General features: G+C 69.1%; 20 protein-coding genes. 9 read left to right on the top strand and 11 right to left on the bottom strand.

The window, feature by feature from the left end; translation table 11 throughout:
- Positions 1–22: 22 nt before the first annotated feature.
- The 3 genes from B0I29_RS27495 to B0I29_RS27485 form a co-directional block, all read right to left on the bottom strand.
- The gene (locus B0I29_RS27495) at positions 23–2,434 is read right to left on the bottom strand and encodes a sodium-translocating pyrophosphatase (RefSeq protein WP_111651989.1); all 2,412 of its coding nucleotides are present in this window, start codon (positions 2,432–2,434) and stop codon (positions 23–25) included.
- Positions 2,435–2,699: 265 nt separating this feature from the next.
- Positions 2,700–3,140, bottom strand: coding sequence for an ATP-binding protein (locus tag B0I29_RS27490; protein WP_111651988.1), 441 nt, complete (start codon positions 3,138–3,140; stop codon positions 2,700–2,702).
- Positions 3,137–3,493 carry an STAS domain-containing protein gene (locus tag B0I29_RS27485; RefSeq protein WP_014440444.1) on the bottom strand — a complete coding sequence of 119 codons (357 nt, stop codon included), beginning with the start codon at positions 3,491–3,493 and terminating at the stop codon, positions 3,137–3,139. Before B0I29_RS27485 ends, B0I29_RS27490 begins: the two co-directional genes overlap by 4 nt.
- A gap of 111 nt (positions 3,494–3,604) precedes the next feature.
- Here B0I29_RS27485 and B0I29_RS27480 point away from each other — a divergent pair, with 111 nt between their 5' ends.
- The gene (locus tag B0I29_RS27480) at positions 3,605–6,079 is read left to right on the top strand and encodes a DEAD/DEAH box helicase (RefSeq protein ID WP_111651987.1); all 2,475 of its coding nucleotides are present in this window, start codon (positions 3,605–3,607) and stop codon (positions 6,077–6,079) included.
- 300 nt (positions 6,080–6,379) lie between these two features.
- On the opposite strand, the gene B0I29_RS27475 is transcribed toward B0I29_RS27480, so the two are convergent.
- The 7 genes from B0I29_RS27475 to ssd form a co-directional block, all read right to left on the bottom strand.
- Positions 6,380–6,778, bottom strand: coding sequence for an Rv3654c family TadE-like protein (locus B0I29_RS27475; protein WP_111652117.1), 399 nt, complete (start codon positions 6,776–6,778; stop codon positions 6,380–6,382).
- Positions 6,775–7,146, bottom strand: coding sequence for a TadE family type IV pilus minor pilin (locus B0I29_RS27470; protein ID WP_111651986.1), 372 nt, complete (start codon positions 7,144–7,146; stop codon positions 6,775–6,777). Before B0I29_RS27470 ends, B0I29_RS27475 begins: the two co-directional genes overlap by 4 nt.
- A 32-nt stretch (positions 7,147–7,178) precedes the next feature.
- A complete protein-coding gene (locus B0I29_RS27465) occupies positions 7,179–7,307 on the bottom strand; it encodes a DUF4244 domain-containing protein (protein ID WP_221402608.1) in 129 nt (42 codons plus the stop codon).
- 179 nt (positions 7,308–7,486) lie between these two features.
- Entirely contained in the window at positions 7,487–8,200 is a 714-nt protein-coding gene (locus tag B0I29_RS27460; protein ID WP_245972768.1) for a type II secretion system F family protein, read from the bottom strand.
- The gene (locus B0I29_RS27455) at positions 8,197–8,937 is read right to left on the bottom strand and encodes a type II secretion system F family protein (RefSeq protein WP_245972767.1); all 741 of its coding nucleotides are present in this window, start codon (positions 8,935–8,937) and stop codon (positions 8,197–8,199) included. The genes B0I29_RS27460 and B0I29_RS27455 overlap by 4 nt, the downstream gene beginning before the upstream one ends.
- A complete protein-coding gene (locus B0I29_RS27450; protein ID WP_111651984.1) occupies positions 8,934–10,097 on the bottom strand; it encodes a TadA family conjugal transfer-associated ATPase in 1,164 nt (387 codons plus the stop codon). Before B0I29_RS27450 ends, B0I29_RS27455 begins: the two co-directional genes overlap by 4 nt.
- Positions 10,094–11,176 carry a septum site-determining protein Ssd gene (gene ssd, locus B0I29_RS27445; RefSeq protein WP_111651983.1) on the bottom strand — a complete coding sequence of 361 codons (1,083 nt, stop codon included), beginning with the start codon at positions 11,174–11,176 and terminating at the stop codon, positions 10,094–10,096. Before ssd ends, B0I29_RS27450 begins: the two co-directional genes overlap by 4 nt.
- A 212-nt stretch (positions 11,177–11,388) precedes the next feature.
- Between ssd and B0I29_RS27440 the strand changes: the two genes are divergently transcribed.
- The gene (locus tag B0I29_RS27440; RefSeq protein ID WP_111651982.1) at positions 11,389–11,763 is read left to right on the top strand and encodes an STAS domain-containing protein; all 375 of its coding nucleotides are present in this window, start codon (positions 11,389–11,391) and stop codon (positions 11,761–11,763) included.
- A 315-nt stretch (positions 11,764–12,078) separates the two neighbouring features.
- A complete protein-coding gene (locus tag B0I29_RS27435) occupies positions 12,079–12,882 on the top strand; it encodes an HAD family hydrolase (protein WP_111651981.1) in 804 nt (267 codons plus the stop codon).
- A 280-nt stretch (positions 12,883–13,162) separates the two neighbouring features.
- Here the strand turns inward: B0I29_RS27435 and B0I29_RS27430 are convergent, their stop codons facing one another.
- Positions 13,163–13,900, bottom strand: coding sequence for a Fic family protein (locus B0I29_RS27430; protein ID WP_111651980.1), 738 nt, complete (start codon positions 13,898–13,900; stop codon positions 13,163–13,165).
- Positions 13,901–14,106: 206 nt separating this feature from the next.
- Here B0I29_RS27430 and acs point away from each other — a divergent pair, with 206 nt between their 5' ends.
- From acs to B0I29_RS27400, 6 genes are all read left to right on the top strand, one after another.
- Positions 14,107–16,095 carry an acetate--CoA ligase gene (gene acs, locus B0I29_RS27425; RefSeq protein WP_111651979.1) on the top strand — a complete coding sequence of 663 codons (1,989 nt, stop codon included), beginning with the start codon at positions 14,107–14,109 and terminating at the stop codon, positions 16,093–16,095.
- Positions 16,096–16,263: 168 nt separating this feature from the next.
- Positions 16,264–19,557 (top strand): S8 family serine peptidase, encoded by a 3,294-nt coding sequence (locus tag B0I29_RS27420; protein WP_111651978.1) that lies wholly within the window; start codon positions 16,264–16,266, stop codon positions 19,555–19,557.
- Positions 19,558–19,749: 192 nt separating this feature from the next.
- Positions 19,750–24,357: a hypothetical protein gene (locus B0I29_RS27415; RefSeq protein WP_146616896.1), complete on the top strand. Its 4,608-nt coding sequence runs from the start codon at positions 19,750–19,752 to the stop codon at positions 24,355–24,357.
- Entirely contained in the window at positions 24,357–24,932 is a 576-nt protein-coding gene (locus B0I29_RS27410) for a FixH family protein (RefSeq protein WP_111651976.1), read from the top strand. The genes B0I29_RS27415 and B0I29_RS27410 overlap by 1 nt, the downstream gene beginning before the upstream one ends.
- 90 nt (positions 24,933–25,022) lie before the next feature.
- Positions 25,023–25,421: a hypothetical protein gene (locus B0I29_RS27405; protein WP_111651975.1), complete on the top strand. Its 399-nt coding sequence runs from the start codon at positions 25,023–25,025 to the stop codon at positions 25,419–25,421.
- 41 nt (positions 25,422–25,462) lie between these two features.
- Complete coding sequence (locus B0I29_RS27400; RefSeq protein WP_111651974.1) at positions 25,463–26,377, top strand: alpha/beta fold hydrolase; 915 nt, start codon at positions 25,463–25,465, stop codon at positions 26,375–26,377.
- The last annotated feature ends 3 nt before the right edge of the window (positions 26,378–26,380 follow it).

Genomic DNA, 26,380 nt, shown 5'->3' with positions numbered 1-26,380 from the left:
TTCATGATGCGATTCGTCCTGGTCAGACGTTGTCCTTCACTCGGGAAGCCGACGATTCGCGGGCATCCTGAGCGGCCTTCGCGGCGTCAGCGGCGCCGGCGGCCGAGGCCTCGGCGGGGTCATCACCCATCGAGATCGGCTTACGCTTGCTCCAGACCACCGCGGCGGTCACGATCGCCACCGCGAGGACCGCGACACCGATCCGGATGCCGATGCTCGCGTCAGTGCCGTAACTGACCGCCACGACCGCCGGAGCGATCAGCAGCGAGACCAGGTTCATCACCTTCAGCAGCGGGTTGATCGCCGGTCCGGCGGTGTCCTTGAACGGGTCACCGACCGTGTCACCGATCACCGTGGCGGCGTGCGCCTCGGAGCCCTTGCCGCCGTACGAGCCGTCCTCGACCAGCTTCTTCGCGTTGTCCCACGCGCCACCGGAGTTGGACAGGAAGACCGCCATCAGCGTGCCCGTGCCGATCGCACCGGCCAGGTACGCCGCCAGGGCGCCCGGACCGAGGCCGAAGCCCACCGCGATCGGGGCCATGATCGCCAGCAGGCCGGGGGTGAGCAGCTCACGCTGCGCGTCCCGGGTGCAGATGTCGACCACGCGGCCGTACTCCGGACGCTGGGTGCCGTCCATGATCCCCGGGAACTCGCGGAACTGGCGGCGAACCTCCATCACGACGGCGCCCGCCGAGCGGGAGACCGCGTTGATCGCCAGGCCGGAGAAGAGGAAGACCACCGCCGAACCGATCAGCAGACCGACCAGGCTGCGCGGGTTCGCGATGTTGAGCAGTCCGAGGATCTCGTTGCCCACCTCGGCCACCCCGGCGTCGGCCAGCGCACTGGCCAGGCTGTTCGTGTACGACCCGAACAGCGCCGTGGCAGCGAGAACCGCCGTCGCGATCGCGATGCCCTTGGTGATCGCCTTCGTGGTGTTGCCGACCGCGTCCAGCTCGGTGAGGATCTGCGCGCCGCGCTCGTCGACGTCACCGGACATCTCGGCGATGCCCTGCGCGTTGTCCGAGATCGGGCCGAACGTGTCCATCGCCACGATCACGCCGACCGTGGTGAGCAGGCCGGTACCGGCCAGCGCCACCGCGAACAGCGACAGCGTCAGCGACGACCCGCCGAGCAGGAACGCGCCGTAGACGCCGGCGCCAAGCAGCAGCGCCGAGTAGACCGCCGACTCCAGGCCGACGCTGATGCCGGCCAGGATCACGGTGGCCGCACCGGTCTGCGACGACTTGCCGATGTCCTGCACCGGGCGGCGGTTGGTCTCGGTGAAGTACCCGGTCAGCGCCTGGATGGCGGCGGCCAGCACGATGCCGATGATTACCGCGCCGATCGCGATCAGCTGCGGGTTCTGGCCGCTCGCCAGGACCCCCTCGTCGATGCCGGTGTCGCCGAAACCGGCGAAGGTGTTCGGCAGGTAGAGGAAGCTGACCACGGCAACCGCGACCGCGGAGATCGCGGCCGAGATGTAGAAGGCCCGGTTGATCGCGGTGAGGCCGTTACGGTCGCTCTGCCGCAGCCGGGTGATGAAGACACCGACGATCGCGATCAGCACACCGATCGTGGAGACGATCAGCGGGAAGATCAGGCCGTCCTGGCCGAACGCGGCCTGGCCCAGGATCAGCGCCGCGACCAGCGTCACCGCGTACGACTCGAAGAGGTCGGCGGCCATGCCGGCACAGTCACCGACGTTGTCGCCCACGTTGTCCGCGATCGTGGCGGCGTTGCGCGGGTCGTCTTCCGGGATGCCCTGCTCGACCTTGCCGACCAGGTCGGCGCCGACGTCCGCGGCCTTGGTGAAGATGCCGCCGCCGACCCGCATGAACATGGCGAGCAGCGCGGCGCCGAAGCCGAAGCCCTCCAGAACGGTGGGCGCGTCGGTGTTGAAGATCAGAACGACCAGGGCCGCTCCGAACAGGCCGAGGCCCACGGTGAGGAAGCCCACCACGCCACCGGTACGGAACGCGATGCCCATCGCCTTCTCGCGGCCGCCGGGTTCACCGGCTGCCGCGGCGACCCGCAGGTTCGCCCGCGTCGCCAGGGCCATGCCGGCGCCACCGATGAACGCGCTGAAAATGGCACCGACGATGAAGAAGAGCGATCTGCCGATCTTGACGAGCGTTTCGTTCTCGGTCGCGTGCACCGGCAGCAGGAACAGCAGCACGACCGCGATCAACACAAAGATCGCGAGAGTCCGGAACTGCCGGATCAGGTACGCCGAAGCGCCCTCCTGAACAGCGCCGGCGATCTCCTGCATCTTCGGGGTACCACGCCCGTGGCGCAGCACGGATTGAACGAACATCGCGGCGAAGCCGAGCGCCACCAGCGCGAATACCAGCGCGACGATGACATAGGAGAGGTTCTCACCGCTCAGGGACACCCCGCCACCCTCGGCGGCGAGGTCTATCGAGGTCCCGGACATCAATGTCCTCCTGTACACACCGACCGCACCCGGACGGTGGACGAGACCTCCGGGCGCATTCCCCGGATCGCGGGGAGCGAGCGATCAGGCCCGCGGACGCGGACCAGCAGTAGCTGACAACTCGCGTACTGTATAGGGCCGATATGGCGATCGTCACACCTGCGCACAGCCGTGTCGCGATGATGTTTGCCGCTGTGTTAGCGCCGCGGCGAGCGTGTATTGGGACCGGTTGATCTTTTTCCGCTGGTAGTGCCGCCTTTTAGGGTCAGCGGCGGGTGACGGGCCAGACCATGCGGACCTCGGTGCCCGGGCCATCGTCCACCGGCCGCACCTGAAGGTCATCCACAAATCCGGCGAGCAGCGCGAAACCGACACCGGTCGTCAGGGCGTCGTCGGTCAGCGACTCGTCGGCGAGCTCGTCCGGGGGCAGCTTCGTCAGCCCCACACTCGCCTCGATCGGAGCATGGTCGATGACCCGGACCGTGTACGAGTCCGAGTCGGACATCTCCACGGTGACCAGCTCGGTGAGGCCGTACTGGCGGTGCAGGGTCACCGCGCGGGTGCACGCCTCACCGATCGCCAGCCGGACCTCGTCGAGCAACTCCTCGGCGACACCGGCCCGGCGTGCGACCGCGACACCGACCAGCCTCGCGGTGCGCACATGCACCGGAGCCGGCGAGAAGGAGAGCCGAACCGTCGCCATCACGAAACAGGACCGCTGCCGTCGCGCTCGGTGGCCGCCTCGACAGTCGGGAAGATCGGGAAAACCTGATCCAGCGCGGTGATCCGGAAAATCTTGAGAAGTGGCTCCTTCGCGCAGACGAGACCAAAGGTCCCGTGCGCCGTACGCAGCCTCTTCAAGGCGCCGACCAGCACGCCGAGCCCGGTCGAATCGAGGAACTCGACCCGTTCCAAGTCGACGACCACGTCTCGCGCACCCGCGTCAACCAGCTCGATCAGCCGCTCACGCAGCCGAGGAGCGGTGTAAACGTCGACCTCGCCACCGACCTCGAGCACGGTGTGGCCCGCGACGGTACGGTCCGCCAGCGACAGCTCCATCGGTCCTCCTCCCTGATCTCCCCCGCGAAATCTAACCACCGACGGGTTGCGGGCGACGCGTGGCACCCACCGTCCCTACCCGTTTGAGGTTCGGGGCATACCGGTGTCACAGTGCAATGCGTGACCTCCACCGCCTTCGGTCCCGCTGAGCTGCTGCATCGGCTGCGAGCTCGCGGCACCGCCGAGGCGTCGCCGATCACACACGTGGAACGAGTCCCACCCAGATCCGGACGACCGGCGCCGTGGCCCACTTGGACCGATCCCTCGGTGCGCGACGCGTTCGCCGCCGCCGGGATCCACGCTCCGTGGGAGCATCAGGCAACCGCCGCCACCCTCGCCTGGGAGGGCAAGCACGTCGTGCTGGCCACCGGCACCGCGTCGGGCAAATCCCTCGCGTACCAGCTGCCGGCTCTCAGCGCGCTCGCCACGGACCCTAAGGCGACCGTGCTCTATCTGTCACCTACCAAAGCGCTCGCAGCGGACCAATTACGCGCCGTCGCCCGCCTCGGACTCGACGGAGTGCGCCCCGCGACCTTCGACGGCGACACACCGCGCGAGGAACGCGAATGGGTCCGCCAGCACGCGCGCTTCGTGCTGACCAACCCCGACATGCTGCATCACTCCCTGCTGCCCGGTCACGCTCGGTGGGGGGTCTTTCTCAGGCGCCTTTCGTACGTGGTCATCGACGAGTGCCACACCTATCGCGGTGTTTTCGGCTCCCACGTGGCCCATGTTCTGCGTCGCCTTCGCCGGGCGGCGGTGCGTTATGGGTCCGCTCCCACGTTCGTCCTGGCCTCGGCGACGTCGGGCGATCCGGCCGGTGCGGCGTCCCGGCTGATCGGGCTACCGGTGACGGAGGTCACAGAGGACACGTCGCCTCGGGGTGGGGTGACGTTCGCGCTCTGGGAGCCGCCGCTGCTCCCGCAGTCCACGTTGTCGCTGCCGATCCAGTCAGTTTCGCCAGTCTCGTCACCGCCGGACTCGTCGTCGGTGGCTGTGCCTGGGTCGGATGCCTTGCCGGACTTATCGGATTTGCCGGACTCGTCGCCGGATTCTGCCGCTGACGAGTCGCTCTTCGTCGACGTCGAGTTGCCGCCGATTCGGCGGTCGGCGCTGCGGGAGACCGCGGATCTGCTGACCGACGCGATCGTGGCCGGTACTCGTACCCTCGCTTTCATCCGCTCTCGGCGTGGCGCCGAGGTTGTCGCCTCGATGACCAGGCGCGCTCTGGAGGAGGCGGTGCCCGGTCTCGGTGAGCGGGTCGCCGCCTATCGGGCCGGATACCTGCGCGAGGACCGGCGGGCGATCGAGCGGGCGCTGCTCTCCGGCGAGCTGCTCGGGCTGGCCTCGACGAACGCCCTCGAACTCGGCGTCGACCTGGTCGGCCTGGACGCCGTGCTGATCTGCGGTTATCCCGGCACCCGGGCGTCGCTCTGGCAGCAGGCCGGCCGGGCCGGCCGGGCCGGTGGCGAGGCCCTCGCGGTGCTGATCGCCCGGGACGACCCGCTCGACACGTACCTGGTGCACCACCCGGAAGCGGTCTTCGGCCGTCCCGTCGAAGCGACAGTGCTCGACCCGGCCAACCCCTACGTCCTGGGTCCGCAACTCTGCTGCGCGGCCTCCGAGGCGCCGATCACCGAGAGCGACCTGGAGCTGTTCGGCGGCCCGGCCGCGGCCGCCGCGGTCCAGGCGCTGGTCGAGGAGGGCGCGCTGCGACGCCGGCCGTCCGGCTTTTACTGGACCCACCGCGGCCGGCCCGACGTGGATCTGCGCGGCACCGGCGGCGCACCGGTCGCCGTCGTCGAGTCGTCGACCGGCCGCCTGCTCGGCACTGTCGACCAGGGCTCCTCACATGCGATGCTGCACACCGGCGCGGTCCACCTGCACCAGGGCGTTTCGTACGTGGTCGACGAACTGGACCTGGACGACGCCATCGCCCTGGTCCGCCAGGAGGAACCGGACTGGTCCACACATGCCCGGGACGTCACGAACCTGTCCGTGGTGAACGTCCGCTCGTACGTGGACGCCGGACCGGTCGGGCTCTTCCTCGGCGAGGTGGACGTGACCAACCAGGTGGTGTCCTACCAGAGACGTCGCATCGGCACCGGCGAAGTGATCGACACTCGGCCGCTCGATCTGCCGGTGCGCGAGCTGCGTACCGTGGCGGTCTGGTTCACGATCTCACCGGAAGCGCTGGTCGCGGCCGGTGTGGAACCGTCCGACTTCCCGGGCGCCCTGCACGCGGCCGAGCACGCCGGCATCGGCCTGCTACCGCTGATCGCCACCTGCGACCGCTGGGACATCGGCGGCCTGTCGACGGCCGGCCATGCGGACACGGAGGCCCCGACGGTCTTCGTCTACGACGGGCATCCTGGCGGGGCGGGGTTCGCGGAGCGCGCGTACGCGGTCGCCTCGGACTGGCTGCGAGCCACCCGCGAAGCGATCGCGTCGTGCGTCTGCGAGGCGGGCTGCCCAGCCTGCGTCCAGTCCCCCAAGTGCGGCAACGGCAACAACCCGCTCGACAAGGCCGGAGCCGTGAAGGTCCTGGACACAGTCCTGACAGCCCTCAACACCAAGCCCGTTTGAGCGGCCCGCAGGCGATCTTGTGAGTTTGTGGCTGGCGCGGCGGCACAAACTCACAAGATTCGGCGAGTTGCCGCAGGCGGCGCCGCACCGCGCGCCTGCCCTCCGCGATCTTGTGATTTTTCGGTCGACGAGGCGGCGGAAGCTCACAAGATCGCGGACGGCAGAGGTCGCCGTGCGCCACTGTGCCCCATGCTTTCCGCAATCTGAGCGGCCAGGAGCGGTGAACGCACACGCGAGCGATCTGCGCGCGGCCGGGCGGTTCCGAGTTGTCTGCTCAGGCTGGGTGTAGACCGGGCCGACTCAGGCTGGGGTGTAGACCGGGCCGGCTCGGGCTGCGGCTTTGGCTGTGCCGAGGCGGCCGGTCGTCACCTCCGTGTGGATCACGATTTCCAGGCCTTCCAGGACGCACGAGGTCATTCGGGCCTGGTTGAGCGTGACTATTCGGGCGGCTTCGCGGCATGCCTGGTCGGCGCCCAGGACTGCCTGTTGAGCACCGGCCAGGGCACCGAGGTCAGCGGCGTTGCGGGCTTCGCGGCGGGCTAACTGGGCGGAACCTACGGCTGCTGCGGCCAGCCCGGCGGCGAGCAGCACCAGGCCCAACGCCAGCACCAGAATCGACGCGGCACCCTGATCGCGATGCTGAAAGGCCCGACCGCGGCGGACACCACGGTCGGCTCCGTTGCTGGGTTGCGTTGTCACCACTGGACCTGGGCGGGCTCTCGGGCGGCGTGGGACTTCGCCTGCACGGTCAGGCCTGGTAGGTGGCCGCCTGGGGTGCGTACCCGGGAAGTGACCACCACCGTGACCGTCTCCGCGTCGCTGGACACGCGGATCTTTGCGCCTGGCGGCGCTAGCCGCTCGGCGCGCGCCGAAGCCGAAGACGAGGACGAGGACCACACCTCGCCTCGGGCGGCTGCCACCGCTGCCTCTCGGGCTGCGTCCAGGCAGCGGGCCTGATCCATCACCGCGACCACCGCGGTGAGGCCCGCGTAGAACAGCAGCAGGAGCGCCGGCAGCCCGGCCGCGAGTTCGGCGGTGAAGGAACCCCGGTCGTGGTGTCGCGTCACTGAGGAATCGCGGGCGGGCCGCCGGCGCCGTCTCACTTCAGTGCCCGGCCGATGATGCCGGTCAGTGCCTGTTGCACTGCCGGGCTTGAGACCACCTTGAGCAGGATGCCGGCGAATGCCACCGCGGCTAACGTGCCTACGGCGTATTCGGCGGTGCTCATTCCGGCGTCGCCGGCCTCCGCCTGAAGCCGCCGGAAACGGGTGACGAGGTTGTGCACGTGGATCCTCCTCGGGTAGTTGGCACGGCGCCGTTGCCGTGCCGGTTTACAAGCGGCACAGCGGACTGCCGTGCCGGTTTACAGGCGGCACAGCGGACTGCCGTGCCGAGTCTTGAAAGTGCTCAGAGCACGTCCCCCAGCACCGCGACCAGGACCGGGACCAGGCCGGCCAGCAGGAACGCCGGCAGGAAGCACAGGCCGAGCGGCAGCACGATCAGGACGCCGGCGCGCTGGGCGGCTGCCTCGGCCGCCACCGTGCGGTCGGAGCGCAGGTCGACGGCGAGGCGTTCCAGCGCTCCGGCCAGTGCCCCGCCGCTGGCGCTGGAGCGGATCGCGGCCGCTACCAGCCGTTCCGCGCCGGACACGTCGCTGAGGCAGGACCAGGCCTCGGACGAGCTCGCGCCCAGGCGCAGTGAGCGGGACACGCGTTCCAGCCGGGTTCCGAGCGGGCCGCCCAGCGCGTCTGCCACCGCTGCCGCCGCCCGGTCCACCGGAGCGCCGGCACGCAAGGCCGCGGCCAGCAGATCCGCACCGAGCGGTAGGTCCGCGAGCGCTCGCTGCCGCTCACGCCGCGAGCGGGGAGATTCCCGGCGCCGCAGCGCGCGTTCCGCTCCGAGCGCCGCCAGCAGGCCCATGGGTACGCCCCAAGCGTTCCCAATGAACACCACGACCCCCAGCCCGGCCAGCACTGACAGCAGCATCCGAGAGCGACGGCCGTCGCCGGCGGGCTTCTCGGCCGCAACGCTGACCCGCCGCAGCCGCCGCCCTGCCCCGGGCCTCGGGAGCACCAGCAGCACCCCGGCAAGGAGCACACAGCCCGCCACGACCCCGATCACGGCGGTGGCCCGTCGACGAGTCGCTGGGACCAGCGCAGCCCGCCGGCCTGGAGCAGCACCGCCGCGACCGCACAGCCGGCGCCGATCGGGGTGTGCAGGAGGACATTCAGCGGGTCCGCCCCGATCACGTAACCCAGCACGATCCCGCCCACCGGCAGCACGGCCAGCAGAAACGCCGTCGCCTGGGCACCCGCTGCCTGGGCCGCCGCGCCGGCGACAGCCCGGTCAGCCGCCCGGGCGTCCGCCTCGATCCGGTCGAGCAGATCGGCGGCCGGCGCCCCGGTCTGCTCGGCGAGCCGCCACACCGCCGCGACAAGTTCCCGAACCCGCCCACCACCATCAACCGGACTGACGGATGCCACAGCGGCTGGTGGGAGGCCGGCTCGCAGGTCGGCTACCAGGGCGCACAGGCCGTCGAGTTCGGCTGCCCGGGCGGTGGCCGACTGCTTGCGGCGGGCGCGGCGCAGCCATTCGTCGGCGGCCAGCACGGCGTAGACAGCCGCTATCAGAGCGCCGACCGGGCCGCCGAAGAGCAGGCCCGCCGCTGCTGCCAGCGCTGCCGCGATCAGCGCCACCTTCCAGGGTGGTCCGGTGACGAGGCGGGCGGCGGTCTCGCGTACCCGGGGAAGGGTTGGAGCGCGACGGCGCCCTGCGAGCCTGACCCGCGCGGCGGGTCGCGGACCCACGACCACGGCGGCTGCGGCGAGCAGAAGTGCGGCTGCCAGCATTCCGCTCATCCGGACCGGCCCTGGAGAACGGGTGGGACCCGGACGCCGCGTTCGGTGAGCAGCCGGGCCAGGACGGCGGCTCCGGGGGCGAGCGTGCCCGTCCAGGCCGGTAGGACCGAGATCAGGCGGGACTCCCCCGACGGCACGAGCACGCTGATCGATTCCAGGACCCGGCCGCGGGCGGTGCGCCGCACCTGAAGGATCACCTGGAGCGCCGCCAGCACCTGCGCGTGCAACGCGGCCCGGGGCAGGCCGCTCAGCATGCCGAGCGCCTCCAGCCTGGCCGGGACATCGCCGGGCGCGTTGGCGTGCAGCGTGCCGGCGCCGCCGTCGTGGCCGGTGTTCAGCGCGGCCAGCAGGTCGGCGACCTCGGCACCCCGGCACTCGCCGATCACCAGACGGTCCGGGCGCATTCGCAGCGCCTGGCGTACCAGGTCGGTGAGGCCGACCGCGCCGGCGCCCTCGACGTTGGCGGTGCGTGCCTGTAGCGCGACCACGTGCGGGTGCACCGGGCGCAGCTCGGCAGCGTCCTCGACCAGGACGATCCGTTCGGACGGCGGTACCAGGCCCAGCAGCGTCGCGAGCAGGGTGGTCTTGCCGCTGCCGGTGCCGCCGGTCACCAGGTACGCCAGACGCGCCTCGACCACCGCCTCCAGCACCGGCGCGGCGGCCGCCGGGACCGTGCCGTGCCGGACCAGGTCGGCGAGGGTGAACGGACGCTGCCGGAAGGTGCGCAGCGACAGGTACGGCCCACCGACCGCGACCGGCGGGAGCACCGCGTGCAGGCGGGTGCCGTCCGGGAGGCGGGCGTCCGCGTACGGCTGGCCGTCGTCGAGTCTGCGGCCGCACGCGGCGACGAGGCGCTGGGCGAGACGGCGTACCTCGTCGGGGCCGCTCAGCCGGATGGCGGCGCGTTGCAGGCCGGCGCCCCGGTCGACCCAGACCTGCGCCTCGTTCACCAGGACGTCGGTGACCTCGGGGTCGGCGAGCAGGGGCGCCAGCGGGCCGGCGCCGAGCAGCTCGTCCCGGACCTGGTCGGCGAGGCGCAGCACGGCGGTGTCGCCGAGGACACCGTTCTCCCTGCGTACGGCGTTGACCACGGCTGCCGGGGTGGCTTCGACGCCGTCGTAGGCGAATTGCCGTCGAACCCGGGTGCTCAGGATGCTCATGCGGGCGACGCCGTGCTGGTACGCGTACCCATGAGGTCTTCGACAAGCCGGCGGCAGAGGTCGGAGAGTGGGCCCTTCCCATCCGCGCATGGCGCGGTGCCGTTCTCGACCGCCTGGCACATGGCGGGTTCGGGGCGCAGCGTGCCGGCCAGAGGCAGGCCCAGGGCGGTGGCGACCTCCCGGGCGCGCAACTTGCCCGGCGCCGGGCCACGCACCACCACCGCGACGTCCTCGCAGTGCATCCGGATCGTGGCCGCGGTACGCGCGGCCGAAGCAGCAGCCCGCAGCTCCGCCGGCACGACCAGCAACGTCCGGTCGGCGGCCTGCAACGCCAGTACCGCGGCGTCGTCGAGTTGCCGGGGCAGGTCGGCCACGATCACGTCGCGGCCACGCCGAGCCGCGTCCAGCGTCGCCGCCATCGCCTCGGCCGGTACACCCGGCAGTTGCTCCCGGTCGAACGAGAGCAGCACCAGGTCACCGCGCCGGGGCAGCGCGCCGAGCAGGGCCGGCGGATCGACCCGCCCGTCGGCGCCGCTGAGACCGGGCCAGCGCAGACCGGTCATGTCCTCCCAGCCGAGCAGCAGGTCGAGCCCGCCACCGAGCGGGTCGGCGTCGACGAGCAGGGTCCGATGCCCGAACCGCACCGCCGTGGTCGCCAGCCCGGCCGCCAGGATGCTCGCGCCGGCGCCGCCTCGCCCGCCGATCACCGCGATGGTGCGCGACGCGAGCCCCGGCTCCGGCCGCTCGCTGAACTGCTCCACCACCCAGGTCTCGGCCGTGGGCAGCACCGCGACGTGCTCGGCGCCGAGCGGTTCGGCGTTCTGCCAGGTGGTGGCGTCCACGGCGGAATGCCGGCCGACCACGATCACCTTCCGGCGGCGCGGCAGCCGGGCGCGTATGCACGCGGCCACCTGATCGGAGCCGATCACGACGAGGGAGGCGCCGGGATATCGGGCGCGGGCGGCGGCCGGATCGGGTGCGACGTCGACGTCGGTGCCACCGGCGGCGGCGAGCCGGAGCAGGTCGTCGAGCAACTCGTGGTCGGCGGTCACGACCAGGGGACGGCGAGGGCCAGGCATGGCGAGCCTCCAGCTTCGACGGTGGCGTTCGGGCGACCACCGTCGCGGGCCGGGTCCGGGCCGGACAACCGGCCGCGTCCCGCCTGTGGATAACTTCGGATCCTGTGGATAACCCCGGTCGTCTCTGGGCGATCTGGTACGCGTACCCGCCCAGGGTGTGAACCTGAGCGGGTTGGGTATCTTTGGTGCCGACTCGGACCGATGGAGCTGGCATGGACAACTCGATCCGGACCACGCTCGCCGATGACGGGGCTGTCACCGTCACCGTGCTGGGAGAGATCGACTTCTCCAGCGCCGACGACGTGGCCCAGGGGATTCGCGACGCTCTCGTCGACTGGTCGCCGTCCGCGGTGCGGGTGGACCTGGCCCAGGCGACGTTCGTCGACTCGACCGGCCTCGGCGCCCTGATCGAGGGTTACCGGGACGCCACCGATCGAGGGATCTCGTTCGCCGTGGTCAACCCGACCGACAACTTCCGCCGGGTCCTGAGCGTGACCGGCCTCTCCGACTTCTTCGGCCTGATCGACGCGGACGCGACCGCCACCTCGGCGGAAATCCCTGAGCGCAGCCAGGCAAAGGGCGCCTAGCAGCGGAAAGGGAACGACCCCCGTCGGGGGAGACGGGGGCCGTCCTTGGATTCGGCTCCGGGGGGGTCGAGCCGAATCAACTCGGTGATCGCGGGGGGCGCAACCACCGAGGGCCAGCGGAACCGCTCACTGGACGCGTCCGTAACAACACGCTTCACAGTGGCGAACACAAGTCTGCCTCAGACTCAGCCGATCCGTCGAGTACCGAATGTGACCCGATGCGACGCTCCCTGCCCGTCTGACCGTTTTCACAGCGCGTCACCGAGGGATGCCGGATCAACCGGTGCGGGCGCGGTACGACTACAATTTCGGCCCGTGGGCCCGAGCGCCGCCTTTTTCGACCTCGACAAGACCGTCATCGCCAAGTCCAGCGCATTGGCCTTCGGACGGCCTTTCTATCGTGACGGCCTGATCAGCCGCCGTGACGTCGTCAAGTCCGGTTACGCGCAGCTGATGTTCCGCCTCGGTGGTGGCACCGACGAGCAGGCCATGGCACGCACACGCGACTACATGGCGGCCCTGAGCAAGGGCTGGCGTGTCGAGCAGGTGCAGCAGATCGTCGCCGAGACCTTGAACGACCTCATCAATCCGTACGTCTACGCCGAGGCCGCCGTGCTGATCGCCGAGCACCAGGCGGCCGGTCGTGACGTGGTCCTGGTCTCCGCCTCCGGTGACGAGATGGTCCGCCCGATCGGCGCGCTGCTCGGCATCACCGACATCATCGCGACCCGGATGTCGATCGTCGACGGGCTCTACAGCGGCGAGGTCGAGTTCTACTCGGCCGGGCCCAACAAGGTGGTCGGCGTCAAGGAGCTCGCCGAGTCCCGTGGTTACGACCTGGCCGAGTGTTTCGCGTACTCGGACTCCAGCAGCGACCTGCCGTTGCTCGAGGCGGTGGGCCATCCGAGCGCCGTCAATCCGGACCGGGCTCTGCGCCGGGTCGCCACCGAGCGGACCTGGCCGATCCTGGAGTTCCGCAACCCCGTGCCGCTGGGCAAACGCCTCCGCGACCGCCCCGCGGTACCGGTTGCCGCAGCCGCTCTCGGCGTCGGTGTCGGGGTCGCGATCGGCTTCGCGATCTATGGGCGCCACCGGCGTACTCGCGCCGCAGTGGCGTAATGACCAGCGCAAATGCGTTTGGTCTGAGTAATCCGGCATACCTGGCGATCATGCGGCAAAGGGCGTAGAAAGAAGTCGCGGTCCCGTGGAAACGGGAACCGTGCACGGCCACCGGGAACCCACGCGCGATCAGCCACGGCAGGCACGTTGCGGCGGGACCTCCGCCCTCGCGAGAGGGTGTCAGGACTGTCGACAACGACCCAGGTGCACGCTTGTTAACCCGGTCCGGACGTGTACAGCCGGCGCCCCTAGCGGGACGCCGGCTCTTAACTGTCCGGGGTTAGACCGACGCCAGGACGCTGTCGCCGATCACCGTGATCTGCTCGCCGCCGACGGTGATCGCCGAGGCATAGTGCCGCAGCCACGACCGCACACCGTCCGGCGTGCCGGTCGCATAGGCGCCGGCCGAGCCCTGATATTCCGGCTCGCGCTCCAGGTGCCCCACCTCGACGCCGACCAGGCCGCGCGGATCGAATCCCCGGCCGATCAGAGTGAGGCGAGCCGCCGCCCGGGCCACGACGCCGGCCGGCCCGGCAAACGGCCGCAGGGTGATCAGCTCGGCGTGCACGATCGCGGCGAGCAGCAGCGGTGGCGTCTCCTCGTTGCCCGCGACCAGCCCGGCGAGCGCGTCGACACGTTCCGCGCCGGAGGTGAGGCGGCCCAGGTCGTGGTCGTGCACGACACCACGGGCGGCGAGCACGTGCAGTTTCGCGAGGACCTGGCGCGGCGCGCGCGGCCAGAGGTCGACGAGACCTCCGAGCGCCCCGGCGACCCGCAGGGAGCCCTGCACGACCGGGTCGGTGACGGTCCCGCCGCGTACCTCTTCGAGGTCGTAGATATTGCCTTCGAGGGCCGCGCTCGCGACGGCGGCGCGCAGGCTCGACTCGGCCGCGACCTGACCGCCGTGGCGGCGCAGTGCGCGGTGCCGCATCGCGGCGTCGACGGTGTCACGGGCTTCCGCGAAGGCGGGCGCGACGTCGGCGAGATCGAGCAACGGAGCTAGTGGATCCACACGCACACGGTAACCGGCGAAACCGGCGGAAACATGGGGTGCACAAATGAGCGTGGAAATGGCAAGATTCGCGCAGAAGCGATCAACGCGTGGCCGGTTGGCGCGCAAACGGCACCGCCGGGCGCGTCCCGCCTCGCAACCCTTCGCCGGACGATCCGGCAGAACTAGTGTGCAACGAAGAGACCCGGCCAAGGCAGAGGAGAGCCGCCCTCATGAGCGAGACCCTGGAGAACTTGTCCTCGGAGACGCGGCAGTTCCCGCCGCCCGCGGAACTCGCGGCGAACGCGAACGTCACGGCTGAGGCCTACGAACAGGCAGGTGCCGACCGCCTCGCCTTCTGGGCCACCCAGGCCGAGCGTCTCGTCTGGGCCAAGAAGTGGGACCAGGTGCTGGACTGGTCCAACCCGCCGTTCGCGAAGTGGTTCGTCGGCGGCGAGCTGAACATCGCGTACAACTGCGTGGACCGGCACGTCGAGGCCGGCAACGGTGACAAGGTCGCCATCCACTGGGAGGGCGAGCCCGGCGACAGCCGCACTGTCACGTACTCGGAGCTGTTGACGTCGGTCTCGCAGGCCGCCAACACGCTGACCGACCTCGGCGTCGTCGCCGGCGACCGCGTGATGATCTACCTGCCGATGATTCCGGAAGCCGCGGTGGCGATGCTCGCCTGCGCCCGGATCGGCGCGACGCACAGCGTCGTCTTCGGTGGCTTCTCGGTGGACGCGCTGGCCACCCGGATCCAGGACGCCGCCGCCAAGGTCGTGATCACCGCTGACGGCGGTTACCGCCGCGGCAAGCCGTCCGCCCTCAAGCCGACAGTGGACGAGGCGGTGGCGCGGACCGAGAGCATCGAGCACGTGCTGGTCGTGCGCCGCACCGGCCAGGACGTCGCCTGGACCGAGAAGGACAAGTGGTGGCACGAGACCGTCGAGCAGGCCGGCACGACGCACGACGCGCAGCCGTTCGACGCCGAGCACCCGCTCTTCATCCTCTACACCTCGGGCACGACCGGTAAGCCGAAGGGCATCCTGCACACCACGGGTGGGTACCTGACGCAGACCTCGTACACCCATCACGCGGTCTTCGACCTCAAGCCCGAGACCGACGTGTACTGGTGCACCGCCGACATCGGCTGGGTCACCGGCCACTCGTACATCGTGTACGGACCGCTCTCCAACGGCGCGACCCAGGTCATGTACGAGGGCACGCCGGACACCCCGGACCGCGGCCGCTTCTGGCAGATCGTCGACAAGTACAAGGTGTCGATCCTCTACACCGCGCCGACGCTGATCCGCACCATGATGAAGTGGGGCGACGACATCCCCGCCAAGTACGACCTGTCGTCGCTGCGGGTCCTCGGCAGCGTGGGTGAGCCGATCAACCCCGAGGCCTGGATGTGGTACCGGGAGCACGTCGGCCGGGAACGCACCCCGATCGTCGACACCTGGTGGCAGACCGAGACCGGCGCGATCATGATCTCCCCGCTGCCCGGCGTCACCGCGACCAAGCCCGGCTCGGCGATGACCGCGCTGCCCGGCATCAGCTCCGACGTGGTCGACGACCAGGCACAGTCCGTTCCGGACGGTGGCGGCGGTTTCCTGGTGCTGCGTGAGCCGTGGCCGTCGATGCTGCGCACGATCTGGGGCGACGACAAGCGGTTCCTGGAGACGTACTGGTCGCGGTTCGGCGCCGGGTCCGGCTCTTCTTCCACAGAGTGGATCTACTTCGCCGGCGACGGCGCCAAGAAGGACGAGGACGGCGCGCTCTGGCTGCTCGGCCGGGTCGACGACGTCATGCTCGTCTCCGGCCACAACATCTCCACCACCGAGGTCGAGTCGGCGCTGGTGTCGCACCCGTCGGTCGCCGAGGCGGCCGTGGTCGGCGCGACCGACCCGACCACCGGCCAGGCGATCGTCGCGTTCACCATCCCGCGCGGCAACGTCGAGACCGAGGGCGAGGCCGGCGAGGCGCTGATCCAGGAGCTTCGTAACCACGTGTCCAAGACGCTCGGCCCGATCGCCAAGCCGCGGCAGATCATGCTCGTCGCCGAACTGCCGAAGACCCGCTCCGGCAAGATCATGCGGCGCCTGCTCCGCGACGTCGCGGAGAAGCGGTCGCTGGGTGACGTCACGACTCTTCAGGACTCGACGGTCATGGATTTGATCTCCTCGGGGATGAACACCGCCAAGTCCGAAGACTGAAACATCGCCGACATCGCAGGGCCGGTTCTCTTACCGGCCCTGCAACGCAAGGTCACGGCCCGGTCACAACGTCATCGACCGTAGTGACTTTCATCCGGATCGATCGCAGGATCACGGGGATTCGCCCGATCAACCCCTCGGGCGCTGTTCCTTCCGGAGGACCCGTACGTGACACAACAAATCACCTGGGGCCGGCGAACCGTCACCTCAGTCCTCGCGTTCGGCGTTGCCGCCGGCGTGACGACGCTGAGCAGCCCTCTTCCCGCCGCGGCGGAACCGGGCACGGGCACGATTCCCGCCGTATCGCAGGAGCCAGCCACTCCCAAGGACTCACCGGCCGACACGCTGGGCTCGCACGACGCCGATCTGCTGGCGGACGCCGAGGCCCAGAAGAAGCCGCGGGTCACCGTGATCATCGCGACCGACAAGGGCAAGACGGGTGACGTAGCGGCCAAGGTGAAGAGCCTCGGCGGCAGCATCAACCGACAGTTCGACCAGGTCGGGTACGTTCTGGCGACCGTGCCGACCGCCAAGGTTCTGAACACCGCGAACCTGGCCGGCGTCTCGGCCATCGACCTCGACGAGACCATCAAGCTGCCCGAGACCGACCTGCCGGCCAGCAAGAACGCTGCCAAGCAGGCCGCGCTCCCGGCCGGTCCGGGTGCCACCACGCCCGCCGACAACCCGTACATGCCCACAGCGGAAACGGGTTCGGTCGACTTCAAGAAGAAGAACGCGAAGTACGACGGCCGTGGCGTGACCATCGGCATCATGGACTCCGGTGTGGACCTCGCGCACCCGGCGCTCCAGAAGACCACCACCGGCGAGCGCAAGATCGTCGACTGGGTGACCGCGACCGACCCGGTGGTCGAGAGTGACGGCACCTGGCGGCGCATGCTCGGCTCGGTCTCCGGTCCGACGTTCGCGTACCTCGGTGTCACCTGGACCGCTCCGGCGGGCACGTACCAGGTCAACCGCTTCATCGAGTCCATCACGGCCGCCTCCGAGCCGGCCGGCGACGTGAACCGGGACGGGGACACCACCGACCAGTTCGGCGTCCTTTACGACCCGGTGAGCCACGACATCCGTGTCGACACCAACCAGAACTTCGACTTCACCGACGACGCCGTGATGCGGCCGTACAAGGAGAAGTACGACGTCGGTTACTTCGGCACCGACAACCCGGCGACCGCGATCGCCGAGCGGATGCCGTTCGTGGTCGAGTACCGCGAGGACGTCTCCCTCGCGCCGTACGGCGACCCGACGCTGCCGGCGACCACCGACTTCGTCAACATCGGCATCGTCGAGGGCATGCACGGTACGCACGTGGCCGGTATCGCCGCGGGCAACGACCTGTTTGGCAACGTCAACCTCGACGGACAGGCCCCGGGCGCGAAGATCGTCTCCGCGCGGTCCTGCTCGTGGGGCGGCGGCTGCACCGCGGCCTCGCTGACCACCGGCATGATCGACCTCGTGGTGAACCGCCACGTCGACGTGATCAACGTGTCGATCGGTGGCCTGCCCGCGCTGAACGACGGCAACAACGCCCGTGCGCGGCTCTACGACACGCTGATCGACACCTACGGCGTGCAGATCGTGATCTCGGCCGGCAACTCCGGTCCGGGCACCAACACGATCGGCGACCCGTCGGTCGCGACCGACGTGATCAGCTCGGCGGCCAGCATCTCCAAGGAGACCTGGCTCGCCAACTACGGCTCGGTGACCCGCCGGGACCTGCAGCTGTTCAACTTCTCGTCGCGTGGCCCGCGTGAGGACGGCGGTTTCAAGCCGAACATCGCGGCGCCCGGCTCGGCGATCTCCACGGTTCCGACCTGGGAGACGCTGGCCGGTCTCGACACCGTCGGCTACACCCTGCCGCCGGGTTACTCGATGCAGAACGGCACCTCGATGTCGGCGCCGCAGACCACCGGTGGCGTGGCTCTGCTGCTCTCTGCCGCGAAGGCGACCGACCTGGGTGTCACCCCGGCCGGCCTGCGCCGTGCGCTCTACACCACCGCGGACCCGATCAAGGGCGAGAAGGTGCACGCGCAGGGCTACGGCCAGATGGACGTTCCGGCCGCCTGGAAGCTCCTCACCAAGGAGTCCGAGACTCGGGACTACACGTCCTCGGCTCCGGTCTGCACGCCGCTCTCCGAGCAGCTGGCGACCCCGAACCAGGGTCTGGGCATCTACAACCGCTGCACGGCTGGTGACGGCGGCTACACGGTCGGCAAGGAGAAGACCGTCACGGTCAAGCTCACCCGTACCAGCGGCCCGAGCAAGTCCGTGAAGCACAACCTGCGCTGGCTGGGCGACACCAAGGTGTTCTCCTCCGCCGGCTCGGTCGACCTGCCGCTGAACAAGACCGTCAGCGTCAAGGTCAAGGTCAAGCCCGCTCAGGGCGCGAGCAGCGCGATCCTCAAGGTCGACGACCCGCGTACGCCGGTCATCGACTTCGAGGTGCTCAACACGGTGCTCACCGGCGTCGAGACGAAGAAGCCGGCGTACGCCGAGACCTTCTCCGGCTCGGTCGACCGCAACTCCAGCAACTCGTACTTCGTGGTTGTGCCGGAAGGCGCCACGGCGCTGCAGGTGAACCTCGCGGGCATCGCCACCGGTTCGCAGACCCGGTGGATCGCGATCAACCCGTGGGGCGTTCCGGTCGAGGCGACCGCGAGCACCGCTTGCTACACCAACTTCTCCGACGCGGCTGCTTGCAAGCCGCAGGAGCGGTCGTACGAGAACCCGATCCCGGGTATCTGGGAGCTCGAAGTCGAGTCCCGTCGTACGTCGCCGGCGCTGAACAACCCGTACAAGCTGACCGCGAAGATCCAGGGCGTCACCGTCGACCCGGCCACCCAGACGCTCGCCAGCGTCAAGGCCGGTGTGGCGTCGCCGCTGACCTGGACGGTCACGAACAACTTCGGCCCGCTCAACCTCACGGCTCAGGGTGGCCCGCTCGGCAGCGGCTTCAAGGCGCGGCCGACGATCGCCGACCACGAGCAGCAGACGTACGAGGTCGCGGTGCCGGCAGGCGTTCAGCGGCTGAGCGTGTCGATCGGCAACACCAGTGACGCTGCCGCCGACCTGGACCTGGTCCTCTACAACGAGGCCGGTGCGGTCGTCGCGCAGCAGGCGGACGGCGACTCGGAGGAGGCCGTCTCGGTCGCCAACCCGGCCGCCGGCACCTACACGGTCCTGGTGGACGGCTACGCGGTGCCGAGTGGCTCCACGGCGTACGACTACCTGGACGTCTACTACAGCCCGGCTCTGGGTGCGATCACCACGCAGAGCACGCCGTTCTCTCTCGCCAACGGCAAGAGCGCGACGGTCACCGGTTCGGTCACCGCTGCCGCGGTCCCGCCGGCGGGTCGTTCGATGTTCGGCGACGTCTCGATCGTGACGGACGAGGGCGCGGTCGTCGGCCGCGGCTCGGTCGTTGTGACGGCCGTCACCGAGTAAGTCGGAGCAGCTCAGCGAAGGCCCGCCGGGGTTGGCCCCGGCGGGCCTTCTCATGTCCGGAACACGGGAAACTCATAGACGTATCTAAATAAGTCACTTAGCTTTGCGGTCGACAGTTGTCGTGGATACGGGGCCACGCCACCTGGCAGACACGCCTGCGCGGAGCCCTGTGTCCCGCGTCCAGGAGGTGGCGTGTCAACACCCATTGACCTAATACCCCTACTACTCGTCACAACGTTCGCCGCGTACGTGTTGCTCAGCGCGCGGCGGCGGCCCAGCGGCCCGGTCCGGGTCGCCCTCACCGTCGGAGCAGGCCTGTGGATGGGTCTGGTCGCCGGTGCGATGTGGATGGTCAGCCAGGCGACCGCGGCGGCAGTGCTGCCGCCCAAGGCCGGCGCGGCGGTGAGCCCATGTGTCACCGGGGCGCCGACGAAGACGTTCAACGTCTCGCTGATCAATCTGCCGATCTTCCTCAACCGGTTCGGGGATGTGGTACCCGAAGGCCGGATGTACATCCTTGACGCGAACATCTCGACGGTCCGGCAGAACTTCAAGTACGCCGCCGACCCGTCCAAGGCGAACGTCAACGATCTGATCGAGCCGCTCACCATCCGCGCCAACAAGGGCGACTGCGTCTCGGTCAGTTTCACCAACCGCCTCAACGAGGCAGCGCCGCAGCTCGACCGGACGGTACGCGACTCGGCGATCTACACCCTGCCCGGCGAGATCAAGAAAGCGGCCGGCGCGTCGACGCTGGGCGCCCGCGAGTTCGCACCCGCACTCACCGCACCGAAGATCGACTTCGACCCGGCGAAGGCGCCGAACGCGTCGATGCACTTCGAAGGTCTCGACTACGACGTCAAGACCGGAGACGGTACGGCCGTCGGCAACAACCCGGACTCCACGGCCGCTCCCGGCGCGTCGATCACGTACCTGCTGCACGCGCAGGCCGAAGGGGAGTTCCAGTTCAAGGACGGCGCGGACTTCACGTCCGTGTCGACCCAGCCAGGCGGCGCTAAGCAGTACATCGGTTCGCACAGCTTCGGTGCGTTCGGCGCGATCGTCGTCGAGGCGGCCGACGCCACCTGGGTCGATTCGCGTACCGGTGGGGCGATCGCGTCCGGCACCCGGGCGATCATCAAGCGGCCCGGCAACAAGGACTTCCGCGAGAACGTGCTCTTCATGCACGACGAGGTGGAGGCCGCACCGGGCATCCTGACGCGGTACTGCCGCACCGGGAACGACGACGATGACGAAGCCGCCGACAACGGCGAGTGCATCCAGCCCACCGCGGCGCAGCTAGCGGTCCTGACCAAGGGCACGCTTCCAGGCCTCGGTGGCGGCGACGCGGACGCGATCCTGCAGTACCACGAGCAGATTCCGATCAAGCTCGAGTGGTTCGCGTTCAACTACCGTTCCGAGCCCACCTTCAACCGGGAGGAGCTCGGCTGTCCCTCGGCCAGCGTGTCCGGCCAGGGTTACGCGGCCAACGAGTGCGTCGGCGAGGAGACCTCGCTGTCGTCCTGGGTGTACGGCGACCCGGGCGGCGGTGACCTGATCTTCCCGAACTACCGGGGTGAGCCGGCCCAGGTCCGCCTCATGCACGCCGCCGAGTACGAGACGCACACCTTCCACTGGCACGTGAACCGGTGGGCGTACGACCCGCTGGACGAGGGCGGGCTGGACGCGATCAGCAGCCCCAACCACATCACCAAGACGACGAACATCCTGGACGTGCAGTCGGTCTCCCCCGGCGCGCACTACGACCTGGTCGTGCAGGGTGGCGCCGGTTCGGCGCACAAGGACAAACAGGCGACGTTCGGCGACATCATCTTCCACTGCCACCTCTACCCACACTTCGCCACAGGCATGTGGGGGCTGAACCGGACCTTCGACAAACTGGAGGACGGCACCCGGACGAACCCGGACGGTACGCCGATCCCGAGGCTGGAGCCGCTCGCCGACTTCGATTACCAGCCGACCGCCGGCACCTCGCTGGACAAGCCGCCGGTCCCGGACACGGCCAAGGTCGGCTTCCCGCACTTCGTGCCCGGCAAGTTCGGGTTCAAGGCGCCGAAACCGCCGCTGGGTGTCTCCAGCCGTACCTCGACCGGCGCTTTCCCTCCCACCGCGAAAGAGCAGGCCGCGGCGGACCCGGGCGCGCAGGTGCCGGGCGGGTTCTTCCAGAACCCATGCCCGACCGGCCGGCCGGTGAAGGAATTCGAGATATCGGCGATCCAGCTCAAGCAGGTCTACAACCCGACGGTCAACTGGACCAATCCACAATCCCGAATATATGTGCTGAATACCGAGCGGGACGCGGTGCTGGCCGGTAAGAAGCCAGAGCCGTTCTCACCGCTGCTCAACGTCGGCGACTGCGTGATCTACAAGCTGACGAACCGGCTACCGCTCGATTACGGCGGGACCACGTTCGACAGGCAGCAGGTGACCAACGAGGTGGGCCTGCACCAGCACATGGTGCAGTTCGACGTGCTCTCCTCGGACGGCGCCGCCAACGGGTGGAATTACGACGAGGGCGCGGACGGGGCGGCGAACGGCAACGGCCAGACCATCACGTACCGCAACTTCGTCCACGAGAACACGTCCACCAACTCGTTCCACGACCACTTCTACGCGAACGTCCACCAGGACGCCGGCCTGTTCGGTGGCGGGACGATCCACGACGCCGGCTGCGTCTTCCGGGACGGGCGGACGAACGAGGAAGTGAAGATCGGCACGATCGTCGCGGTGCACTGCACCGCGACCACCGATTACAACGGCACACAGACCGACGGGTACGACTACCGGAACGTCTCCCTCTTCATCGAGGACCACGTGCCGATGTTCAAACCCGCCGACTCCACCACGACAAACGACGACCAGTTCGTCACCAAGGACGGCGTGCCGATCTACCCGGCGAAGTTCCCGTCCAGCAACGACGACTACGGCGTGATGGGCATCAACTATCGGCTGGAGCCATTCGAGGCACGCCGGGACCGAGATCCGTCCCAAATATTCACGGTCCAGCCGGACAGCGCCCAACTCGATGCCTGGGGCAACCTCCCCTACACACCGACACCAGCGGCGTTCCGCGGTGACCGGATCAAGTGGCGAATATTCCAGCTCTCCCAAGAGGAGTCGCACGGCATCAACATCGACGCCAAGTGGCGACATGAGCCGAAGGACGACGGCTCGAACATCGTCTCCGCCCAGCACATCGGAATCCTCGAGTACTTCGAGATGCAGGTGAAGACGACGTCGGAGGGGTACCACTTCTATCCGATCGACCGGGACGAGTTGTATTACCTAGGCGGCAACGACGACCTGTTCCTCGGGGCGTGGGGACATCTCCGGGTCTTCCGATGTCAGACCTACGGCGCGGCGATATCACCGGGCCCGGACGATCCGCCACCGGCGCCGGAGATTGCCCTGTACCCGCTGCCGGACAACACGGCCAACGCGCTGAACTGCATCAACGAGCAACCGACGACACCGCCCAAGCCGATCACGCAGCCGCCGGGCCAGCCCTGCGGCAGCGCACCGGTCAAGTCGTTCAGCATCGTCGCGATCAACCGGGACATCACCTACAACAAGGCCGGCGACCACGACCCCAACGGCCTGCAGTACGCCCTGGAGTCCGACTGGCTGAACAACACGGTCAAGAACGAGCCCCTGGTCATCCGTGCCAACCAGGGCGACTGTGTCGAGGTCACGCTGAAGAACAAGCTGGACCCGGCCAAGATGAAACCGACCTGCTTCGAAGGGGTCGAACCCGGGCAGCTGGGTTATCGCTACAGCCATCTCAGCTATCCGGACTGCCTGGACCAGCCACCGAAGAACGAGGTCAACGTCCCGGGCTTCCAGCCGCTCAAGGTGAGCAACCGGGTTTCCATCCGGCCGCAGCTGACCACGCATTACAGCTTCTCGTCCGGGGTCAACGTCGGAACGATCAACGGGTACGACCGGACGGCCGGCCCCGGCGAGCAGATCACCTCGCGGTGGTACCTGAACACCGGGCCGGGCATGGCGATGCTGCGTGACATGGCCGACCCGATGCACCACGCCACGCACGGGCTCTACGGCGCACTGATCATCGAACCGACCGGGTCCATGTACCTCAACCCGGCCACCGGTGCCGCTCTGACCAGCGGGACCAGCGCGGTGATCGCCAACCCGAACGTGCCGGACTTCCGGGAGAACATCGTCCTGATGAACAGCGACCTGGCGCTGTTCCGCAAGGACACCAACGGCAACACCGCCGACGACCAGCCGGTCCCGGACAACCTCGACCTGGTCCAGACGCCGAGCGACGAAGCCGACGACGCCGAGGACCAGGGCGAATTCTCGATCAACTACGCCAACGAGCCCTGGTCGCATCGGTACGCGACCGACCAGAACATCACAAACATCTTCAGTTCGTACGTGCACGGGGACCCGTCGACACCGACGTTCCAGGCGTACGGCGGGGACAAGACGGTGTTCTACGTCGGACAGGCGACCGGTGACGCGCGGTCGACGAGCTTCGCGTTGCACGACCATCTGTGGCGGCGGGCGCCGAACGACGCCCAGTCACAGCTGGCGGCGAACCAGGGGCAGTTCAACCCCGGGATCTCGTACCCCATCGTCCTTGATCCTGCGGTGACCGGTGGCGCCGGAGGGCGTCGCGCCGCGGCTGGGGACTACCTCTACAAGTCGAACACCCTCCAGCGGCATCTGAACAGCGGCCAGTGGGGGATCTTCCGGGTGCACGCGACCAAGCAGACCGGCTTGATCGCGCTGCCGGACAGGCCGGTGACGTGATGACCGCGCTGAAGGAGAAGTGGCGGTTGCCGGATAATCTCCGGCACGGCAAGCAGAACCGGCCTCCGGCCAGGATGCGAAAAAAGACGACGCAGCAGCGGTCCCGGCCGTTCCGGCAGGGCCTGATCCTGGGCGTCTGCATCGGGATGACCGGTGCGCTGCTGGTCGGCGTGGTGAGCTTCCTGCTCACCACACCGCGCACGGCCGCTCCGGTGGCCGAGGCGCCGGCGGAGCAGAACCATGGCGCCGCCGCCGATCCGCAGGCCGCCATCTCGATCGTCAGTGAGCACCTGGGCGACCTCCAGGTACGGATCGAGGCGAAGGTCAGCTCACCGACCAGTTACGACCCGATCACCAAGGGTCAGGTGGTGGCATACACCGACATGGTCGCGATGCCGACGGCGCACAAGCAGGGTCCGATCGTGATGGCCGAGATGTCCGGCAGGCCGGGCGTTTACGAGGCCATGACGAACGTGCCGATGGCGGGTGAGTACAACGTCATCGTCGAGGTGAAGATGCCGATGGCGTCCACCGCGAACCAGCGGCTGGAGGTGGGCACGGTAACCGCGAAGTGAGGTGAGTTCCCGGGGAGTCCGCTCCCCGGGAACCCCGGCTCGCCGCGTTCCGTCTCATCCGGGACACACTCGCTCGGGAAGGATGACGGAATGCGCGCGAACGCCACACTCCGGATCGGCATCGCCATGGCAGCAGGGACGGTCGTCGCGGGCTGCGCGACCGGATCGGAATCGCCGGCCGCACCGTCGGCCACCTCTGCGGTGCCGTCACCCTCGGAGGCCGCTCCGGCTCCTTCGGAGCCTGTCCGCGAGCCTGGCGACAACCCTCCGGTGACCGGCTGGGTGAGCGGATCGGTCACCCGCGGTGGTCAAGGTCCGTGCTACGGCTTCACCGCCGACGACGGTACGCGGTACGCGCTGTACAACGCCGACGGAAAAGAGCTGACCCAGGGTGATCGGGTGAAGGTGCAGCTGGAGACCACACTGATCCGGATCTACTGCGGGCCCGGCAACCTGATGGCGATGACCGATGCCGAACCGATCAAGTGAGTCTTGCGGGCTACCGTGACAGCGCCGCATAGTCTGACCACATGGACGAGTCGTTCGTACTGACGGATGGGCCGTGGAGCCATCGCTTCGTCGGCGCCAACGGCACCCGTTTCCACGTCGCTGAGGTCGGCACCGGCCCGCTGGTTCTGTTCCTGCACGGCTTCCCGGAGTACTGGTGGGCCTGGCACGACATCATGGTCAGCGTCGCCGACGCGGGCTTCCGGGCGGCCGCGATCGACCTGCGTGGTTACGGCGCCAGCGACAAACCACCCCGAGGCTACGACGGATACACGATGGCTGCCGACGTCACCGGCCTGATCCGCGCCCTCGGCGAGCGGTCGGCGACCGTGGTCGGCGCCGGGGCGGGCGGCATGGTCGGCTGGGCGGCCGCATCCTTCCACCCGAAACTGGTCAACCGGCTCGTCGTGCTCGGCGCGGCACACCCGTTGCGGCTGCGGGCGGCACTCTTCGCCGATCCGCGCGGGCAGTTCGCGGCGTCCTCGGCCATCGTCCGGTTCCAGGTGCCGAGGTTCGAGCACGTGCTCACCCGGGACGACGCCGCGCTGGTCGGCGAGCTCATGTCCAAATGGAGCAGTCCGAAATTCGCTGACTCGGAGGAGTTCGGCGATTACGCGTACCGATGCCGTAAGGCCATGCAGATCCCGCAGGCGGCGTTCTGCGCCCTGGAGGCATATCGCTGGGTCGCGCGTAGCGCGCTGCGCCTTCAGGGATATCGCTTCGTCAAGCTGATGCAGCGTCCGTCGAACGTGCCGACCCTGCAGCTGCACGGTTCGCTCGACACCGCGGTGCTGCCGCGCACTGCACAGGGCTCAGGGCGCTATGTGACCGCGCCGTACGAGTGGCGTCTCATCCCGGAGACCGGCCATTTCCTGCACCGCGAAGCACCCGACGTGGTCACCGGCGAGATCATCCGCTGGCTGAAGACGCCGACCTGACCC

It is taken from the genome of Actinoplanes lutulentus (assembly GCF_003259845.1).
GTDB lineage: Bacteria > Actinomycetota > Actinomycetes > Mycobacteriales > Micromonosporaceae > Actinoplanes > Actinoplanes lutulentus.
Note: the sequence above shows the minus strand (reverse complement) of the source record. Positions and strands in the feature narration are given on the sequence as shown.

What these genes read in the sequence shown, in the direction of transcription:
- B0I29_RS27400 (WP_111651974.1), top strand. Translation starts at nt 25,463, where the DNA reads ATGGACGAGTCGTTCGTACTGACGGATGGGCCGTGGAGCCATCGCTTC.
- B0I29_RS27485 (WP_014440444.1), bottom strand. Translation starts at nt 3,493, where the DNA reads ATGGAGCTGTCGCTGGCGGACCGTACCGTCGCGGGCCACACCGTGCTC.
- B0I29_RS27410 (WP_111651976.1), top strand. Translation starts at nt 24,357, where the DNA reads ATGACCGCGCTGAAGGAGAAGTGGCGGTTGCCGGATAATCTCCGGCAC.
- B0I29_RS27405 (WP_111651975.1), top strand. Translation starts at nt 25,023, where the DNA reads ATGCGCGCGAACGCCACACTCCGGATCGGCATCGCCATGGCAGCAGGG.
- B0I29_RS27440 (WP_111651982.1), top strand. Translation starts at nt 11,389, where the DNA reads ATGGACAACTCGATCCGGACCACGCTCGCCGATGACGGGGCTGTCACC.
- ssd (WP_111651983.1), bottom strand. Translation starts at nt 11,176, where the DNA reads ATGCCTGGCCCTCGCCGTCCCCTGGTCGTGACCGCCGACCACGAGTTG.
- acs (WP_111651979.1), top strand. Translation starts at nt 14,107, where the DNA reads ATGAGCGAGACCCTGGAGAACTTGTCCTCGGAGACGCGGCAGTTCCCG.
- B0I29_RS27450 (WP_111651984.1), bottom strand. Translation starts at nt 10,097, where the DNA reads ATGAGCATCCTGAGCACCCGGGTTCGACGGCAATTCGCCTACGACGGC.
- B0I29_RS27455 (WP_245972767.1), bottom strand. Translation starts at nt 8,937, where the DNA reads ATGAGCGGAATGCTGGCAGCCGCACTTCTGCTCGCCGCAGCCGCCGTG.
- B0I29_RS27465 (WP_221402608.1), bottom strand. Translation starts at nt 7,307, where the DNA reads ATGAGCACCGCCGAATACGCCGTAGGCACGTTAGCCGCGGTGGCATTC.
- B0I29_RS27495 (WP_111651989.1), bottom strand. Translation starts at nt 2,434, where the DNA reads ATGTCCGGGACCTCGATAGACCTCGCCGCCGAGGGTGGCGGGGTGTCC.